This is a genomic window from Chryseobacterium sp. ZHDP1 (assembly GCF_018603435.1).
Classification (GTDB): domain Bacteria; phylum Bacteroidota; class Bacteroidia; order Flavobacteriales; family Weeksellaceae; genus Chryseobacterium; species Chryseobacterium indicum.
In genome coordinates this window covers 2,160,988-2,178,883 of the sequence record NZ_CP075682.1, presented here as the reverse complement: position 1 = coordinate 2,178,883, position 17,896 = coordinate 2,160,988, and the positions used below count along the sequence as shown (strand labels likewise).

The 17,896-nt window shown below is 35.6% G+C and carries 16 protein-coding genes; 9 read left to right on the top strand and 7 right to left on the bottom strand.

Annotated features, from left to right (window positions below; all coding sequences use genetic code 11):
• Nucleotides 1–77: 77 nt before the first annotated feature.
• The 3 genes from KKI44_RS09980 to KKI44_RS09970 all read right to left on the bottom strand — a co-directional run bounded on the left by KKI44_RS09980 (nt 78) and on the right by KKI44_RS09970 (nt 1,967).
• Entirely contained in the window at nt 78–377 is a 300-nt protein-coding gene (locus KKI44_RS09980; RefSeq protein WP_214590864.1) for a type II toxin-antitoxin system RelE/ParE family toxin, read from the bottom strand.
• Nucleotides 370–606, bottom strand: coding sequence for a type II toxin-antitoxin system ParD family antitoxin (locus KKI44_RS09975; protein ID WP_214590863.1), 237 nt, complete (start codon nt 604–606; stop codon nt 370–372). The genes KKI44_RS09980 and KKI44_RS09975 overlap by 8 nt, the downstream gene beginning before the upstream one ends.
• A gap of 101 nt (nt 607–707) precedes the next feature.
• Nucleotides 708–1,967 (bottom strand): putative DNA modification/repair radical SAM protein, encoded by a 1,260-nt coding sequence (locus KKI44_RS09970; protein ID WP_214590862.1) that lies wholly within the window; start codon nt 1,965–1,967, stop codon nt 708–710.
• A 297-nt stretch (nt 1,968–2,264) separates the two neighbouring features.
• On the opposite strand from KKI44_RS09970, the gene KKI44_RS09965 reads away from it, so the two are divergent.
• The 3 genes from KKI44_RS09965 (at nt 2,265) to KKI44_RS09955 (ending at nt 5,024) form a co-directional block, all read left to right on the top strand.
• A complete protein-coding gene (locus tag KKI44_RS09965; RefSeq protein WP_214590861.1) occupies nt 2,265–3,593 on the top strand; it encodes a hydroxymethylglutaryl-CoA reductase, degradative in 1,329 nt (442 codons plus the stop codon).
• A 64-nt stretch (nt 3,594–3,657) separates the two neighbouring features.
• On the top strand, nt 3,658–4,506 hold the full coding sequence (locus tag KKI44_RS09960; protein ID WP_214590860.1) for a hypothetical protein: 849 nt from the start codon (nt 3,658–3,660) through the stop codon (nt 4,504–4,506).
• Nucleotides 4,507–4,637: 131 nt separating this feature from the next.
• The gene (locus tag KKI44_RS09955; protein ID WP_214590859.1) at nt 4,638–5,024 is read left to right on the top strand and encodes a DUF423 domain-containing protein; all 387 of its coding nucleotides are present in this window, start codon (nt 4,638–4,640) and stop codon (nt 5,022–5,024) included.
• A gap of 303 nt (nt 5,025–5,327) precedes the next feature.
• On the opposite strand, the gene KKI44_RS09950 is transcribed toward KKI44_RS09955, so the two are convergent.
• The 4 genes from KKI44_RS09950 to KKI44_RS09935 form a co-directional block, all read right to left on the bottom strand.
• Nucleotides 5,328–6,881, bottom strand: coding sequence for a TolC family protein (locus KKI44_RS09950; protein ID WP_214590858.1), 1,554 nt, complete (start codon nt 6,879–6,881; stop codon nt 5,328–5,330).
• Between the two features lie 407 nt (nt 6,882–7,288).
• Entirely contained in the window at nt 7,289–8,605 is a 1,317-nt protein-coding gene (locus KKI44_RS09945) for an HlyD family secretion protein (protein ID WP_214590857.1), read from the bottom strand.
• Nucleotides 8,606–8,610: 5 nt separating this feature from the next.
• Complete coding sequence (locus KKI44_RS09940; RefSeq protein WP_214590856.1) at nt 8,611–10,284, bottom strand: peptidase domain-containing ABC transporter; 1,674 nt, start codon at nt 10,282–10,284, stop codon at nt 8,611–8,613.
• A gap of 10 nt (nt 10,285–10,294) precedes the next feature.
• On the bottom strand, nt 10,295–10,972 hold the full coding sequence (locus tag KKI44_RS09935; protein ID WP_214590855.1) for a TetR/AcrR family transcriptional regulator: 678 nt from the start codon (nt 10,970–10,972) through the stop codon (nt 10,295–10,297).
• Nucleotides 10,973–11,140: 168 nt separating this feature from the next.
• On the opposite strand from KKI44_RS09935, the gene KKI44_RS09930 reads away from it, so the two are divergent.
• The 6 genes from KKI44_RS09930 to KKI44_RS09905 all read left to right on the top strand — a co-directional run bounded on the left by KKI44_RS09930 (nt 11,141) and on the right by KKI44_RS09905 (nt 17,886).
• On the top strand, nt 11,141–12,058 hold the full coding sequence (locus tag KKI44_RS09930; protein ID WP_214590854.1) for an alpha/beta hydrolase: 918 nt from the start codon (nt 11,141–11,143) through the stop codon (nt 12,056–12,058).
• Between the two features lie 137 nt (nt 12,059–12,195).
• Nucleotides 12,196–13,146, top strand: coding sequence for a hypothetical protein (locus KKI44_RS09925; protein WP_214590853.1), 951 nt, complete (start codon nt 12,196–12,198; stop codon nt 13,144–13,146).
• Between the two features lie 193 nt (nt 13,147–13,339).
• Nucleotides 13,340–14,530, top strand: coding sequence for an ADP-forming succinate--CoA ligase subunit beta (gene sucC, locus KKI44_RS09920; protein ID WP_076390839.1), 1,191 nt, complete (start codon nt 13,340–13,342; stop codon nt 14,528–14,530).
• Nucleotides 14,531–14,643: 113 nt separating this feature from the next.
• The gene (locus KKI44_RS09915) at nt 14,644–15,138 is read left to right on the top strand and encodes a hypothetical protein (protein WP_214590852.1); all 495 of its coding nucleotides are present in this window, start codon (nt 14,644–14,646) and stop codon (nt 15,136–15,138) included.
• Between the two features lie 76 nt (nt 15,139–15,214).
• Nucleotides 15,215–15,664, top strand: coding sequence for a hypothetical protein (locus tag KKI44_RS09910; protein ID WP_214590851.1), 450 nt, complete (start codon nt 15,215–15,217; stop codon nt 15,662–15,664).
• Nucleotides 15,665–15,681: 17 nt separating this feature from the next.
• The gene (locus KKI44_RS09905) at nt 15,682–17,886 is read left to right on the top strand and encodes a reprolysin-like metallopeptidase (protein ID WP_214590850.1); all 2,205 of its coding nucleotides are present in this window, start codon (nt 15,682–15,684) and stop codon (nt 17,884–17,886) included.
• The last annotated feature ends 10 nt before the right edge of the window (nt 17,887–17,896 follow it).

Here is a 17,896-nt window from a genome sequence, read left to right as displayed (position 1 = left end):
AGGGAGTGTTTTAGTGTTTTAGAGTTTGTAATCTTTTGTTATTATGTTGATGTTATTTCATTATTTATAATATTTTGCTACAGGAAAAATTTCGGAATATCTCTGCTTCCGTGCAAAACTCTCACAATTCTGATATGATGATCTAAAATCCTGTAAAAAATAACGTGATTGTCTTTCGGAAAGCTATATAAACCTTTTTTTATTTCATCTCGCTTTTTGCCTAAATATGGATTTAAAAATAAATTCTGAAAAATTTCTTCAATTTCCAAAAGATATGTTTCTGCCTGATTGAATCCAAATTCATTCAAAGTATAATCAAAAATATCCTCCAGATCTTTATCAGCAATTTCCGATAAGATATAGGTTTTCTCAGACATTGCTGATTCTGTTCTTTTTAGCCTGAATAATATTCTTTACAGAACGAGAGCTTTCAACATCATTCCAGCCTTTTTCTATTTCAGCTTTTAAATCCTGAATTACACGGTGCCGGTAAACCTCATGAAGCCGCAATGCATCACGCACAACTTCACTGGCATTCTGAAAATCACCGGATTCTATTTGTTTTGAAATATATTCTTCCTGCTTTTTTGTGAAACTGACATTCATAATAAATTCTTTCTTCGAAGTTATATATAATATCCAAATTTAGCAAATATGGACATTGGGAATTATTTTCTGCGATTTAAGATAAGATCAAAGGAGTGAATTTAAAACAACGTCAACTGTTGCGAAAACTGATTATGAAATTTCGAAGAACTTCCGCCAATCAGCAATTTCTTAAGATTTTGATTTGTCAGATATTTTAAAAAGGCGTTTCCTGCGTTAAAATCAATGAAATATTTGGCGCGGTTTACTGCAGCTCCCAACTTTTTAAGATGATCCATATTCAGAACCTGAAATCGTCTTGCGCTTACAATTTTCTGTGCTGTTTTTACTCCAATTCCCGGAATTCTCAAAATCATCTGATAATCCGCAGTTTGAAGATTAACAGGAAACTGATCTAAATGTCGCAGAGCCCAGCTTAATTTGGGATCTACTTCAAGATCTAAAAACGGCATATTCGGATCCAGTATTTCTTCAGCTTTAAAACCATAAAAACGCATCAGCCAATCCGACTGATACAAACGGTTTTCACGAAGCATCGGAACTTCAGTCGTAAGAGCAGGTAATCTTTTATCTTCTAAAACAGGAACATAACCGGAATAATACACTCTTTTCAGTCTGAAATTTTTATAAAAATGATCGGCAACTTTAATGATCTGTAAATCATTTTCATTCGTAGCACCGACAATCATTTGTGTAGATTGTCCTGCAGGAGCAAATTTTGGCGTTTTCCTGAACAGTTTTTTCTCATCTTTATATTGTGCAATTCCGTTCTGAATATATTTCATCGGGTTAAGCATATCCTGTCTGTTCTTTTCAGGAGCCAGAAGTTTCAGTCCGCTTTCGGTTGGGATTTCAAGGTTGACGGATAAACGGTCGGCGTACAAAGCGGCTTCCTGCATCAGTTCATCACTTGCTCCCGGAATCGATTTTAAATGAATGTAACCGTTGAAATTTTCTTCCAGACGCAATTTTTTCGCCACACGAACCAGACGTTCCATGGTCGTATCCGCATTTTTAAAAATTCCTGAGCTTAAGAACAACCCTTCAATATAATTTCTGCGGTAAAAATTAATCGTTAAATCTACCACTTCCTCCACAGTAAAAGCAGCTCTTTTAATATCATTTGAACTTCTGGAAACACAGTAGGCGCAATCGTAAATGCAATGATTGGTTAATAGAATTTTGAGAAGAGAAACACATCGTCCGTCTTCCGTATAAGTATGGCAGATTCCGCTTGCGGAGCTGTCTCCCAAAGCACCTTTTTTATTCTTTCTCGAACCACCGCTTGATGAGCAGGAAACATCATATTTCGCTGCATCGGCAAGGATCTCAAGTTTTTCTTTCAGGCGGTCAAAATTCATTTCGCATTCTTTTTTTACTGATTTCTATTATCCATAAATCACATTAAATTTCAAGAAAATATTCAGATGATAAAAGTCTTTGATTTTTTAAAACTGATGTATCTTATTTTTTAGTTCATTTAATTTAATTCTAATGTGACTTAAGTGTTTAAAAAAATAAACTTAATTAGATTTAAAATTTTATATTTTCTAGTCAAATTTAATTCCAAAATTGATAAATGTCAATCTTTTTTGATAGAAGTTATCAACAGTTTAAAGTGACAAATTTAGTATATTTACGCTCATTAAATTTATGTTATGAATCATAAACCCGTTGAAGGTTTTTCCAAATTAACAAAGCAGGGGAAAATCGACTGGCTCGTAAACGAGTATCTTGAAGGAAACGAAGAATATCAAAATATATTAAACCAATACTGGAACGAAAATGCTGATTTGCAGAAACTTCACGACGAATTTTCTGAAAATACTATTTCCAATTTCTATATGCCTTACGGAATTGCTCCGAATTTCCTCATCGATGGAAAACTGTTTGCGCTTCCGATGGCAGTGGAAGAAAGTTCTGTAGTAGCGGCAGCTTCAAAGGCAGCAAAATTCTGGATTGATAAAGGTGGTTTTAAAACAACGATCATCAACAACGAAAAACTGGGGCATACCCACTTTATTTTTAATGTTGAATCTCATAAACTGCTTCATTTTTTTAATTTTAAACTGAAGAAAAAATTACTGGAAGCTACGGAAGACATCACAGCGAATATGAGAAAGCGCGGTGGTGGAATTTTAGACATCAAACTCGTCGATAAAACGTCCGAAATGCCCAATTATTATCAGTTGAAAGCAAGTTTCGATACAGTAGATTCGATGGGCGCGAACTTCATCAATTCCTGTCTGGAACAGTTTGGTAAAACTCTGAAGCAGGAAGTTGCGGTAAGCGAAGATTTTTCTCAGGAAGAAAAGAATTCTCTGCAGATCGTAATGAATATTCTGTCCAATTTTACTCCGGATTGTATCGTAAGAGCTGAGGTTTCCTGCAAAATTGAAGATCTGAAAGACGACAGCGGAATTTCCAATGAAGAATTTGCATGGAAATTCAAACAGGCAGTAACGATTGCTGAAATTGAGCCTTTCCGTGCGACCACTCACAATAAAGGAATTATGAATGGAGTAGATGCGGTTGTAATTGCAACAGGAAACGATTTCCGTGCAACAGAAGCCTGTGCTCACGCATACGCAGCGAGAAACGGAAGATATTCTTCTCTCACACATTGTACAACAGACAACGGAATTTTCAGATTCTGGATTGATCTTCCGATTTCTGTTGGTGTTGTTGGTGGTTTAACGAATCTTCACCCTTTGGTAAAGTTCTCTTTGGCACTTCTTGGAAAACCTTCTGCTCAGGAACTGATGAGTATTTTGGCGGTTTCCGGATTAGCTCAGAATTTTGGAGCGTTACGATCTTTGGTGACGACTGGAATTCAGAAAGGGCATATGAAAATGCATCTTTTCAATATTCTGAATCAGTTTAATGCAACTGAAGAGGAAAAGCAATATTTTGTGACGTATTTTAAAGATAAAACAGTGAGTCATCATGAGGTGATTGCGGAATTGGAGAAGTTGAGAAACAAGTGAGTTTAGCCACGCTTTTAATATTTAATTTATATTGGTTTGTTATCAGAAATAATAAAAATCATCAATGAAAAAAATTGTATCACTAATTGCAATTTTACTTTTTTTAGTAAGTCCTAAATTATTTTCACAAACCGATAAAAATGGAAATCCTGTTTTTAACAGTTTAAAAATTGAAGATATTAAATTTGAAAATGTTGAAATCATTTCAAATTATTATACAATAGAAAATAATATAGAAAATAAATCTTCTTCTGTTTTTATTAATGAAAAACCAACTTCGGAAGACTATATAAATTTTTCAACCAAATTGCCATCATATTTTTTTATGATTGTTGATAAAGGAAATGTTCTTGGGATGGCAATCCTGATCCCTAAAACTGAAGATGATTCTTTTTTTTATAATGTAGTGATTCCAAGTAAAGATTTAAGTTTTCAAATTCCATCTCAATTGAAAGGAAAAATTACCGAACATCGAGCAAATGAAATTTTGAATCTCAAAAATTCAAAAGCCGAAATTAGCAAGAACGTTTTGAAATTTAATAATATGGATTTTGAGGTACTTCAGTATGATAAAATTATTGCAGAATTAAAGAAAAATGTTTTAGCAGAAATTGAGAATGAAAAAAATACAGAAAAAAATAATGTAGAAGAATATATCAGAACCGAATCAAAAGAAGGAGGAAAACTTGATTTTAAAAGTAGAGTTGAAAAGCATGAAGGAGCATTTATAGCTTTTGATGGAGTTATGTACAACAAAAAAGACTTTTCAATTTTAATGTGGGGAGCTTCTGTAAGAAAAATCGGAATAAAAGATTTTTCGAAAGCTCAAAATATTTGGGAGCAGATTAATAGTAAAAAGCTAACCGAACCAGAGCTAAATGCCTTAAAGAAAGGGTTTGAAGCGAAATTTTAATAAAAACATTTTTTAGACAATTCAAACTTTACTTTATAAATTTTGTATCAATATATTCAAAAAAATAAAATTAAAGTAATTGCAAAACAGCAAAGTCTATATTCGTAATTACTAATTTGAAATTAAATAAAATGAAAACAATAACATTAATTTTTGGTGCTGCTTACGGAATGTTATCTGTAATTTTAGGCGCTTTCGGAGCACACGCTTTAAAGAAAATATTGTCTGTGGAAAGGCTGGAAAGTTTTGAAACAGGCGTGAGATATCAAATGTATGCTGCATTTTTTCTTTTAATTGCAGGCTACATTTTAAAATTTGAAACCAAAACAGAGAACTGGATTTCGTGGTTTATGATTTTCGGAACGATGCTTTTCTCATTCAGTATTTACGGATTGAGTATGCAGGATTATTTCGGGATGAACCTGAAATTTCTCGGACCGATTACTCCGCTTGGAGGATTACTGATGATTCTGAGCTGGGCTTTGCTGATCTTTTACTTCGTGAAGATGAAAGCTTAAAAATAAAGAAACTTCAGTTTGAGATAAAATTTAATGAATCGCAAGGTTAGACAAGGGGGTCTAATTCTTCATTTTTCAGATATTTAAGTTAAACGAAGGCGTAAAACTTATCAAAGAAATACAAAACTTTGTATTTCATTACTAAACGAAGTGCCTTTGTTTTTCTTAAAATCATTCCAAAAAATGAAATTTTTTTGTATCCCTTTGCGGCAAATTAATAAACACAATCAATCAAAACATAGAAGTTATTTTATCTTAAAATAAATTAAAAAAGGAATTCTGCGTTCAGAATTCCTTTTTTTATTACCTCAAAAAATTTTCATTCAGCCATTTCAGCTTATTGTAGCTTTTCAGGAATTTAGCTTTTAGTTCGATATTTTTTTCCCGTGCATCCAATAATTTATTTTCTCTGGAATTGATCAGGAACAAAGAACTTTCACCATTGTTGAACCTCGTTTCCTCCGCATTCAGAAGTCTTTGGTAATTATTCAGATTCTTGGTGGAAATATCAATCTGGGTGAAATAATTATTCACTTCATTTTTATAGGTTTCAATTTTTGTGCTCAGTTCACGGGTTTTAAGCTGAGAATCCTGTTGGTTTTGAGAAATCTTCAGCTTGGCAATTTCATAATCTGCTCTTGCCTGTCTTTGAAATACGGGAATCTCCAGTTTCAGTCCGTATTGGAAATTATTATCAAACAAAGGAAGAAAATCGGCACGGTAATTTTCTTTATTAAAAAAATTATATGTGAAATCCAGTTTTGGAAGGAAGCTTTGCCATTTCAGCCTTTTTTCACTTTCGAGGATATTCTGCTTCTGAAAATAATATTCCAGTGAAGCGTGATTCTGTAGCTGTTTCGATTCTAAATTCTGTACCAGAAATTCATAATCGGAATATCCGGAATGCTCGTCAAGATTCGAAGACGGAAAAATAAGCTTTGAAATTTCATAAAACTCCTGATTTTCTTTCCAGAGGTACATCTGAAGTTCCTGCGTACTTTTCACAAAACTTAAATAAGCGTCTCTTTCCTGAAGCTCAAAACTCTGCAATTGTGAAGCGGCTTCCACTGTATCAATTGCCGGTCTTTCTCCAAAATCGTACGTTTTTTTGGTAAGTTCGAGTCTTTTTCGATTAATTTCTACCGCAGATTTCTGCAATTTGTAGATTTCATAGTTTTTAACCCATTCCCAATACGTATTTTCGGCATCCAGAAGAAGTTCATTGGTGAGAACAGTCTGTTCGGCTTCCGTCATTTTCAATCCGAATTTTGCCTGATTCAGCATGGCTCTTCTTTTATCATACAGAAGATTTTTTGCCAAAGGAATCGTAACTCCGAATTGGTATAAACCTCCTTTCGTTTCGCTGCTGTTCAATTTTTCGCCATCCAGATAATTGTAACTTCCGGTAATATCAATTCCGTACCAAGTCGGAATGCCGAGTTCTACATTTCGCTGTTCGTAATATTTTGTTCCGTCAATATTTTTCTCCCCCAGTTTTCCTGCGAGTACCGGATCAAAATTTCCTCTCGCCTTGGTAATTTCAGCATTGGCAATTTTATTCTGAAGCTGATATTTAAAAGCTAACGGATGATAATTTTTGACTATATTCAGAAATTCCTGATGCGAAAGTTTCAGAGAATCCTGCGCAAACGAAAACTGAACACACAACAGAATGAGAAGTGTGGTAACTATTTTTTTAGCATAAGCAACATTCATATTTCTATTTATTTGGACAGCTATTCCGCCCTCCGTTCCCGCTTTTTGCTCGTCGTTCCTCCTCACAAAAGAGCTCCACTCAGGTCGTGCTGCACCAGTATTGTGGAAAAAATACTCAAAAATAAATTGTAAGTAATTCATAAACAAAGTTTTATTATGAGTTTTGCGTTGTTTTTTAATTTTATTTTTAATAAAAAAGGCTTTTCTTCGTTAGGCTCAGGATGAACTAAACTCAGCCTGACAGTATTTAAATAAATCAGTTAGTATCAGAAATGTCATCCTGAGCTTGTCGAAGGATCTATGAACTAAACTGCCTCTACTGTTAGAGTTTATACAAATTAAATTATCGATAGGATTGGGCTTTAACCCATTCACAAATAGAGCAATTTAGTTGGCTTTAGCTAAAGCCTGTTTTAAATTTCGGCTAAAGCCTGTGTTAAACGCCCCTGTTGATATCGGGCTAAAGCCCGACGCTATTGATAAAAAATAATAACTTGTATAAACTCCATTTATTGATTTCTGAATATTGCCTGTAACGATAAGTCAGATTATTTTTTAGACTTTTCATCTTTTGCAGATTTTTCGTTTTTTACTTCATAATAATCCGGCGGGAAACCGTTGATGTTTCGCCATAATTCGTACCAGACCGGAACGTCATTAAGAATCGCAATTCCCTGAACTCCGGTTCCCATTTTAATTTTCGGAGGCCACTGTTTTTCATTTTTATCCTGAATCACCAAAGCTTTGAACATTCCGTTGGCGCTGATGTTGTTTTCTACTGCAATTACTTTTCCTGCAAAAGTTCCATAGCTGGAATTCGGCCATCCTGAAAAGACAATCGCCGGAAAACCATCAAAAATACACATTACACGCTGTCCTTCTTTTACCAGAGGCAAATCGACAGGTTTAATGTAAATTTCTACGGCGTAATCTACTTTTTCCGGAACAATAATTCCGATGCTTTCACCATCTTTGAGGATTTCCCCGATTCCGGCTTTATTGATCTGCACAACCTGTCCGTCCTGAGAAGCGATCACGAAATACAAACCTTGTCTTGCTTTGTAATTGGCAACCTGATTTTCGAGTTTGGCAATATCGCCATCACTTCCCTCGATCTGTCCCATACTTTGGAAACGGTCGCCTTCCGTTTTGCTCAGTTTCTCATTATAATCCTGAATGGTAGCATTTTGTTCGATGCTTACATTCACAATTTCCTGTCGGGTTTGCGCCAGTTTATTTTCAGTTGCCGTTTTTTTAGCTAAAGCATTCTGATAAGAAACACTTCTCTGCTGAAATTGCGTGAGCGAAACCAAACCTTCATCATACATTTTCTTCTGTCTTTCGTATTGGTCGGAACTCATTCTCAGCTCGTTTTTTACTGCTTCCAGTTCGGCTTCTTCTCCTGCTACTTTATTATTGAGCTGACTGATCTTCACTTTAAGCTGACTCAATTTTAAATCTCTGGCAGAATTTAAAGCCTGCAACTGACTATTGGTGGTTCCAACTTTGGCTTCGTAATAGTCTCTAACTCCTTTTTTGGCTTCTACCTGCATTTCGGTTCTTTTCACCAAAAGCGGATCCAGATAATCTTCTTTGACTTCGGAAAGCTGAAGCAAAGTATCACCTTTTTTTACATAATCGCCGTTTTTCACATACCATTTGATGATTCTTCCGGGAATCGGAGAATTGAGCTGTTGCGGACGCTGTTCCTGATAAAGCGTACTTACGTTTCCCATTACCTTGATATTTTGTGTCCATGGCAGAAACAGAGTGATAATTCCGCCAATCAGGATGAAAAGAAACCATCTTTTAACCCTTGATTTTCTGTGGATGTGGTATATTTTATTGACTGACTTCAGTTCCATCTCTTTTAGTTTTTGTTAAATAATTTTTTCACATTTCCGTTTTCTACCTGAAGATGCTGATCGGCTTCCAGAATAAGATTTTTATCTTCTGAAACAATGATAATGGTGGTTTTTTCTTTTAGTTTTAAAAGATATTCCGTCATTTTAGTTTTAAATGTATCATTCATTCCGTCTAAAGGATCTTCAAGGATTAATAATCTTCTTTCGCCTGCCAAAGCTCTCAGGAGAAGAATTTTCTTTTTGGAGCTGAACGAAATTTCCGTATCGGTTTCGCTGACGTTGGTGAAGAATCCGTTGCTGAACTGGCTGGAGAAATCTTCGATGCCAATTTCTTCTGCAATTTCCAGAATCTGTTCTGCGGAGGTTTCATTCTGTCCGAGAGTGATGTTTTCGTAAACTGTTCCTTTAATGATCGTCATGTCTTCAAGATACATCCCGATCTGGCTTCGTAGCGATACTTTATCAATATTTTTTAAAGGAATTTTATCAAATAAAATACTTCCGGAAGTCGGATCATAAAATCCGGTCATCATATTCAGCAGTAAAGATTTTCCTGCGCCGAGCTGTCCTGAAATAATGGTTAAACTATTTTCCGGAATTTTAAAATTGATGTTTTCCAGAATCCTGTGATGATCGTTGAAAGCAAAATTTACGTCTTTAAATTCAACTTCAAAGCCGTCATTGTTTTGATCGAAAGTAATTTCCCCGAATTTTTCTTCCTGAAGCGTGGTTACTTTATTCAGTTTTGCCAAAGCTGCAATAACGTCGTAATAGCTTTCAAGACTGATGATTAGTTTTTCCACAGCAGACATAATGCTCAGAACAACGATTTCCGTGGCGATAAACGCTCCGATGTTAAGTTGCTGATTCACCAAAAGGTAAGTCCCGATTACAAGCATCACCAAAGTAATCACCACTTTAAAAGCAATAATGGTTTTATACTGGAAAACCAGAACGCGAAAGTGCGAAGTCCGGTCATCGAGATATTTTACCACTCTTTCATCAGTTCCTGAAAGATGTGCTTCTGTTTTGGAATTTAGCTTAAATGTTTTGATAGACGCGGCAATATCTTCAATCCAGGAAGCTACCTCATACTTTTTGTCGCTTTCTTCGATGCTGGATTTAATTCCGCTTTCCATCGTGAATCTGAAAATAATGACCACACAAATCACCACTAAAGCTCCGAACACCAAAAACCACGGATGGTAAAAGGAAAGAAGAAGGATTCCGAATAAAATCTGGATGAGCGCGGTTGGAATTTCAAGTAAAATTTTAGAAATTCCTTTCTGAAGATTCTGGGTATCGAAAAAACGATTAACCAGTTCAGGAAGATAATATTTCCGTGTTGCTGAAAGATTCACTTTCGGAAGTTTTTCGGCAAAAGCAAGGGAAAATTCAACAAAAATTTTCTGCTGAATCTTTTCAATGATCTGCATTACTTTCAGCCTGAAATAGCCGACAAGCCAGGTTCCCAGAACCACAAAAGCGATCAGAATATAAATAGAAGTTGCCATCGTAGCTCCCATTACAAAACTGACGATAGACTGTATTCCCAGCGGAACGCTCAACTGAACAAGACCATTCAGGATGGCATAAAAATAAATATTGGTGACATCTTTCTTTTCCTTTGTAACGTATTTGAAAAGGTTGTAACCGTGCTGTTTGGGAGAAGTTTCCATTTGAGTCTTATTATTTTATAAGGTTGAAGGTGATAAAACGCAGATAATCCAAAACATACTTTTTGTGATCTATTTTATTGATATGATTGTCGGTAAGTTTCGGAAGATGTTCGCTGAAAAACTGCTGATCGTGAGCGGTTTCCAGTAGAGTGCTTGCAAATGATTTCGGATAAGGGAAATCCGGCTTTGCTTCTGCAATGATGTCTCCGATAAATGCGCAAAGACTTTTTAAAGGACTGAAAACCATTTCTTTATTGATTTCGTCCACTTCTTTTACCAGATAAGCTTTGCTGCTTTCTGCAATAACGATGTTGTGAAGTTTTGTAAGATCATAATCTTCTATTTTATCATCAGTTTCATCATTATGCGTGATGATTTCGAGGATTTTTTCCATTTTTTGCTGAGGTTCCCTGATTTCCTGAAGCCTCAGTTTGGAAATGAATTCGATGTAAGACCAGTACCAATTGAGAATATAGGTAAGAAGTTTATGCTTTGAAGAAAAATACCGGTAAACCGTTGCCTCTGTAGAGTTGATCTTTTGGGCTAGTTTTTTAAAAGTAAAACTTTCAAAACCGGTCTCGTAGATCAGTTCTATTGAATTTTTGACAATGGCACGTCCGATCTCGCTGTTTTCGGGATCTTTAAGATAAAGGTGTTCGTTGACTTTAAATTTTACCTGAAATTCCATGATGTATTAAATAACTATATTTTTTGATAGCAAAATATATACCGAAAAATGTTTTAATATTATTTATAATAGTAATACTATCGTATTGTAATTTCTATGAAATGGATTCTCCATAGAAAAGTTCAATGATCTCTCATTAAAAATTATCTTTGTGATAAATTATAAACGATGTATAGATTTTTGCTAATTGTTGTGGTTGTTCTATTTTCCGTAGTTCAGGCGCAGATTCCGAAAGTGAGCAGCGGAAAGATTGAAAGAATATCGGATTTTAAATCTCAGTTTGCAACACCGAGAAACATCGATGTATGGCTTCCTGAAAATTATTCAGCATCTAAGAAATATGCAGTTCTGTATATGCAGGACGGACAAATGCTTTATGATTCTGATCTCACGTGGAATAAACAGTCCTGGAATGTGGATGAAACTGTTGCGGAACTGATTAAATCAAAAAAAATACAGAACACCATTGTTGTAGGAGTGTGGAATGATTCCAAAATGAGGCATTTCGATTATTTTCCGCAGAAACCTTTTGAAACTTTATCCGTAGTGGAAAAAGATACCGTTAATCATCAGTTGAAAAAAGCAGGAAGAGCCAATGAAAAGTTTTCTCCCAATTCAGACAATTATTTAAAGTTTTTGGTGAAGGAACTGAAACCTCTTATTGATAAAAAATATTCAACCTTTAAAGACAGATCTCATACTTTTATTGCTGGAAGCAGCATGGGCGGACTGATCTCCATGTATGCCATTTGCGAATATCCTCAGATTTTTGGCGGAGCAGCCTGCCTTTCCACACACTGGACCGGAACTTTTACCAATGAAAATAATCCTTTTCCTGAGTCTGCTTTACGCTATTTAGACAAAAATTTATCCGATCCCAAAAACCACAAAATCTATTTTGACTGCGGAGATCAGACTTTGGATGCATTGTATCCTGAAATTCAGAAAAAAGCGGATGCAATTATCAGAAAACACGGTTACTCTGAAAAGAACTGGAAAACGTTATACTTTCCCGGTGAAAATCACAGCGAGGAAGCATGGGCAAAAAGACTTTCGAAGCCTTTGGAGTTTCTTCTTGCTAAATAAAAATATTCAGTAAAAGTTTAAAAATGATTCTTTAAACTGGGGAATTTTAAATGAACAGCTTTTTTCAATAATCAGTATTCCTGGATTTTGATTGTTAATAAAATCAATGCATCTTTGAGATTTAAAATTAATAACACATGAGTTACAAAACGTACAATATTATTATCAAAATTAATGAAGAATCTGAGAAGGAAGATCTGAAAAATAGGTTGACCGAACATTTTAAGTTTTACAATATCAGAGAGTTCTTTACACCCTTTAGAGGAATTGTCTGTCAGGCGAATAACAAATTTAAGGAATATTCTTTTGAACAGTTTCCGGATCAGTTCTTCAGAGATCAGGATGAGGTTGAAGACTATTATTCTGAATCTGAAAATCATGCGCTTGAATTTTCTAAGAAGAACGGAGATCTGGAAGTGGTGTATGTGGAAGTAGATTGTTTCGGAGGAAGATGTGCTTCAAATGGTTTTGTGATACAGAATGGTGTGAAAACCAAAAATGAAGATGTTTTTCATTCCGCACACATGAAACTGCTTCATGCAATTGATCCTCAATATGATTCATGGCATTTTTATCCTTTCACCAGAACTTTTTTTACTGATAAAGGCGGTATCAATGGTGAAATCCTGAATTTTACTTTTCTGGCGGTTCTGATGGCCTTTAATATGGAAGTAGAACACAATCCTGACTTTGAATTTAACGCGGCAGAAAATGAAATGCAGATTCTTCTTAAAGATAAGTTTGAAATTTATCTGATGAATCTGGGAAGAGAAAGAATTAAAGTATTGGGAAGATTATTCGATAACAGGGCAGAAACGAATAATGAAGTAAAAAACCTTTTAAACGAAGCATTGCAGGGATTGGAGTATTATATAGAAATAGATAATTTTGAAAACGGAGAGAAAGATTCGGTTTCCAGTATTTCCAGAGAAAAGTTTCAAAGTGTTGCCAGAGTGAGTTACAGAGCGCAGATTTTTAATGAAATAAAAATTGATTTTTCGACTGATGAAAAAGAACCTGTTAAGAATGTCACAACAAAGAAGGAAGGTTTTTTCGGTAAAATTTTTAAAAATATTTTCGGAAAATAAGTACAGTTACCTTTGGTTACAACATTTTAGGAAGGGCAAATTTACAATATAATTTTGGGGTAATTTACATTTTATTAAACTGATAAAAAGCATCCTTACAGACATTGCTTTCTTTAAAATAAAAGTTGATAATTCATCTGTTTTTATTAAATTTGTCAACCTTTAACTATTAAAATAAAATAATAAAAATAATATGAATCTTCACGAGTATCAATCAAAAGAGATTTTATCAAAGTATGGAGTAGCTATCCAACGTGGTTTCGTTGCAAACAACGTAGATGAAGCTGTAGCTGCTGCTGAAAAACTAACTGCTGAAACAGGTGCACAGGGATGGGTTGTAAAAGCTCAGATCCACGCAGGTGGCCGTGGTAAAGGGGGTGGTGTAAAGTTCTCTCCAAACATGGATAAACTTAAAGAAAACGCTCAGAACATCATCGGAATGCAGTTGGTAACTCCACAGACTTCTGCTGAGGGTAAAAAAGTAAATTCTGTTTTGGTTGCAGAGGATGTATATTATCCGGGAGAAACGGAAACTAAAGAATTTTATGTTTCTATTCTTTTAGACAGAGCTGAAGGTAAAAATACAATCGTATATTCTACTGAAGGTGGGATGGACATTGAGCACGTTGCTGAAGTAACGCCTCATTTGATCCACAAAGAAATCATTGATCCTGCTTTAGGTCTTCAGGGATTCCAGGCTAGAAAAATTGCTTTCAACTTAGGTCTTGAAGGGAATGCTTTCAAAGAATTCGTAAAATTCATCGGTTCTCTATACAATGCGTACACAGGAATTGATGCATCTCTTTTCGAAATCAACCCTGTGTTGAAAACTTCTGATAACAAAATTATCGCTGTAGATGCTAAAGTAACTTTGGATGACAATTCATTGTTCCGTCACAAAGATTTAGCTGAGCTTAGAGATACAAGAGAAGAAGATCCAATGGATGTAGAAGCTGGTGAAGCGGGTCTTAACTTCGTAAAATTAGACGGTAACGTTGCCTGTATGGTAAACGGAGCAGGTCTTGCAATGGCAACAATGGATATCATCAAATTATCAGGTGGTAACCCTGCAAACTTCCTTGACGTAGGTGGAACAGCAGATGCACAAAGAGTACAGACGGCTTTCGGAATCATCTTAAGAGATCCAAATGTAAAAGCAATCTTAATTAATATCTTCGGAGGTATCGTAAGATGCGACAGAGTTGCTCAGGGAGTTGTAGACGCTTACAAAGCAATGGGCAGCCTTCCTGTTCCATTGATCGTAAGATTACAGGGAACTAACGCTGTTGAAGCTAAAAAATTAATTGACGAGTCTGGTCTTCCGGTTCACTCTGCAATTACTTTGGAAGAAGCTGCAAACAAAGTAAAAGAAGTTTTAGCATAAGACTGAAATTTTTAAAATACATTAAAACCGTTTCATTTTTTGGAACGGTTTTTTCTTTTTTTAATCAAATTAAATATCTTTTGTAATTTGTAGCTGAAAAAATTTAATATACCATGAAAAACATACAAATTCCGAAACCGTGTTCAGAAAGCTGGGAAATGATGTCTCCGCAGGAAAAAGGACGATTCTGTTCCGTCTGCAATAAATGTGTGATTGATTTTACACAGAAACAGCCCAACGAAATTCTACAAATCATCGATGAAAAGCAAGATGAAGAAATCTGCGGAAGATTTTATAATCATCAGTTGGACACAGGTAATCAATCTGAAAAGATAAGAGCTCAATTCTTTAAACATATTCCTGTGCATTTTCAGAATAGCAGAATCGTATTAACTCTTCTTTCCGTTATTTTATTTTTAACGGGCTGCTCAAAACAAAAAGAAGAATCTTACGCAACGACAGGTCTTGTGATGATGGAAGAAGATTCTATCCCTGAAAATAAAAATTATGTCATAGGCGAGGCTAAAATAAACGAAAACGATTCCTGTGCGAAAATTTCGAAAAAGGATAGTTTAATAATGAAAGACACATCTTCAAAAAATAGATAACTCAAAATAAAGAAAGTGATATAATTAAATAAGTTATTCATTTTAAAATTGTTATCTTTACAGGAAAGGCTTAAAAATGAGACTGCGTTTATCCTTTTTTCTCTTTTTATTTCTTACTTGTCAATCTCAAATTGTCAGCCATTACTTCCTATCTCACGGAAAAGAAATTCAGTTCGAAGATAAAAACCATTATCCTTTTTCTTTAATTCAGAAAGATTTTATTGTGATTAATTCTCAGAAAAAGATGGATGAAATTTTTAAAATTATTCATCAGAAAAATACAGGAAACAGATTTTCGCCTGTTCCTTCCATCACCGAAGATGAAACGTATATTATTGTAAAACCTCAGTTAAAAAACTCCAATGATATTTTAATTGAAGCCATTACTTTTGATAAAAATATCCTCTGCATAAAAGCGAAAGAATTCAGCAATCCGGATTTTAATGAACAAAGCAGAATTCCGCCTGATATCTTATTAAAGCTAAAAGAAAATTTGCTTATTAAAAAAGTCACCATTCAATACTAATATATAAAATTACTGTCATGAAAACTAGAACCTTTATCGTCTCGTGCCTTTTGATTGCAGCACAGGTTTTTGGTCAGCAGAACTACTGGTCGAAACTACAAGAAACAAAAACAGAACGGGAAAATCTGAACCCGAGATGGACGACTCCCAATAATTTTTCTCTATATCAAGTTGATCTGGGAAAAATTAAATCCGATCTTAAAAAAGCACCCCAGCGTTTTTCGGGAGATGAAAGCCTTATGATTAAATTTCCGGATTCTGACGGGAAAATAAGAGATTACATCGTTCAGGAAGCTTCTGTAATGGAGCCGGAACTACAGGCGAAATTCCCTGAAATACGTTCTTACACAGGCTGGCAAAAAGAGCATCCCGAAAATACAATCCGTTTCAGTGTTACCCCTTCTACAGGAATCAGTGTCATGTATTTTGATAACTGGGAAATCAGTTATCTCGACAGTTACACAAAAGACAATTCTGCATTTATTTTATACAAGAGAAAAGATCTTCCGAAAAACGACCGGCTTTTTGAATGTCATGTCGAAAACGAACTGGATAACTTAAAAAATAACGGAACAGCCAATAAAGCTCCTCTGGTTTCGGACGGACAGTTCAGAAAATACAGACTCGCTCTCTCTGCGACAGGGGAATATACCACATTTCATGGCGGAACAGTTGCTCTGGCAATGGCAGCAATGGCAACAACAATGACCAGAGTAAACGGAATTTATGAAAAAACGATCTCTACAACCATGATGATGATCGCGAACAATAATCTGTTGATTTATACCAATGCGACAACAGATCCTTTTACCAATGGAAACCCAAGTAGCATGATAAACGAAAACCAGACCAATACAACGGCGGTCATCGGAACTGCGAACTACGATATTGGCCATGTTTTCGGAACAAACAGCGGCGGTTTGGCAGGATTGGGAGTGGTATGTGTTTCAGGCAGTAAAGCAAGAGGCGTTACAGGTTCCGGAGCTCCGATTGGAGATCCTTTCGATATCGATTATGTTGCGCACGAAATGGGACATCAGTTTGGAGCAAACCACACATTCAGAGCGGCAACTTCTTCATGTGCTGGTAACTTCAATAACGCGACTGCTTTCGAACCGGGAAGCGGATCTACGATTATGGCTTATGCAGGGATCTGCGGAGCAACCAATAATGTTCAGAATAACAGTGATGCTTACTTTCATGCGGCAAGCGTTTTGGAAATGTACGCTGTTTTGCAGAGAGCTTCAGACTGCGCCGTAAAAAATTCTAATAGCAATGGAGTTCCTACCGCTGATGCCGGAGCAGATTATACCATTCCGCAGGGAACTGCTTTTGTCTTAACGGGAACAGGAACAGATCCGGATGGAGATCCTTTAACCTACCTTTGGGAACAGTATGACAATACAAGCAATACGCAGCCTCCGGTTTCCACAGGAACAGCCGGACCGGTCTATCGTTCTTTAACTCCTACTGTTTCTCCGTCAAGATATTTTCCCGTGCTGAGTTCGGTGGTAGCGAATAATCTTATCCCGAAATGGGAAGTTACTCCAGGTGTTGCCAGAACTCTTAATTTTTCTTTGTTGGTAAACGATAATAAAGCAACAGGAAATCAGGCAGCAAGAGATGTTATGGTGGTTACCGTAACGAATGACGGACCGTTTAAAGTAACTTCTCAGGCTACGACAGGAATAAATTATAATGGAAATACTTCCGTTCCCGTAACATGGAATGTAGCAGGAACAAGTACAGGAGCAATTAGTACACAGAACGTATCTATTTTACTTTCTAAAGACGGTGGCTTAACGTTCCCGACTGTTTTGGCAGCAAGTGTTCCGAATAATGGTTCCGCTAATGTTACGATGCCAAATGAAAATGTTTCGTCTGCGAGAATTATGGTAAAAGCGGTGGGAAATATTTATTATGCACTCAATACATCGAGTTTCTCTATTACTCAGACTGTTCTTACAACGGCTGAAACTAACGTGAGAAACTTCTCGATTTATCCGAATCCTTCTCATGATGTTGTCAATATCAGACTTAAAAATTCATCTCAGAAAGCAGATTATACGCTTTACGATGCTTCAGGCAGATTAATTAAAGGCGGAAATTTCCAGGGTGAAACTCAGGTAAAAGTTAATGATCTGATGAACGGAAATTATGTGATCTCTCTGGTTTTTGAAAACGGGGAGAAAATAACAGAAAAATTAATCATTAAAAAATAAATTACTGATT

Excerpts from the sequence above, each read along its gene's own strand:
- KKI44_RS09975 (WP_214590863.1), bottom strand. The coding sequence starts at position 606 with ATGAATGTCAGTTTCACAAAAAAGCAGGAAGAATATATTTCAAAACAA.
- KKI44_RS09930 (WP_214590854.1), top strand. The coding sequence starts at position 11,141 with ATGTATAGATTTTTGCTAATTGTTGTGGTTGTTCTATTTTCCGTAGTT.
- KKI44_RS09935 (WP_214590855.1), bottom strand. The coding sequence starts at position 10,972 with ATGGAATTTCAGGTAAAATTTAAAGTCAACGAACACCTTTATCTTAAA.
- KKI44_RS09965 (WP_214590861.1), top strand. The coding sequence starts at position 2,265 with ATGAATCATAAACCCGTTGAAGGTTTTTCCAAATTAACAAAGCAGGGG.
- KKI44_RS09945 (WP_214590857.1), bottom strand. The coding sequence starts at position 8,605 with ATGGAACTGAAGTCAGTCAATAAAATATACCACATCCACAGAAAATCA.
- KKI44_RS09955 (WP_214590859.1), top strand. The coding sequence starts at position 4,638 with ATGAAAACAATAACATTAATTTTTGGTGCTGCTTACGGAATGTTATCT.
- KKI44_RS09940 (WP_214590856.1), bottom strand. The coding sequence starts at position 10,284 with ATGGAAACTTCTCCCAAACAGCACGGTTACAACCTTTTCAAATACGTT.
- KKI44_RS09910 (WP_214590851.1), top strand. The coding sequence starts at position 15,215 with ATGAGACTGCGTTTATCCTTTTTTCTCTTTTTATTTCTTACTTGTCAA.
- KKI44_RS09950 (WP_214590858.1), bottom strand. The coding sequence starts at position 6,881 with ATGAATTACTTACAATTTATTTTTGAGTATTTTTTCCACAATACTGGT.
- KKI44_RS09960 (WP_214590860.1), top strand. The coding sequence starts at position 3,658 with ATGAAAAAAATTGTATCACTAATTGCAATTTTACTTTTTTTAGTAAGT.
- sucC (WP_076390839.1), top strand. The coding sequence starts at position 13,340 with ATGAATCTTCACGAGTATCAATCAAAAGAGATTTTATCAAAGTATGGA.
- KKI44_RS09915 (WP_214590852.1), top strand. The coding sequence starts at position 14,644 with ATGAAAAACATACAAATTCCGAAACCGTGTTCAGAAAGCTGGGAAATG.
- KKI44_RS09925 (WP_214590853.1), top strand. The coding sequence starts at position 12,196 with ATGAGTTACAAAACGTACAATATTATTATCAAAATTAATGAAGAATCT.
- KKI44_RS09980 (WP_214590864.1), bottom strand. The coding sequence starts at position 377 with ATGTCTGAGAAAACCTATATCTTATCGGAAATTGCTGATAAAGATCTG.
- KKI44_RS09905 (WP_214590850.1), top strand. The coding sequence starts at position 15,682 with ATGAAAACTAGAACCTTTATCGTCTCGTGCCTTTTGATTGCAGCACAG.
- KKI44_RS09970 (WP_214590862.1), bottom strand. The coding sequence starts at position 1,967 with ATGAATTTTGACCGCCTGAAAGAAAAACTTGAGATCCTTGCCGATGCA.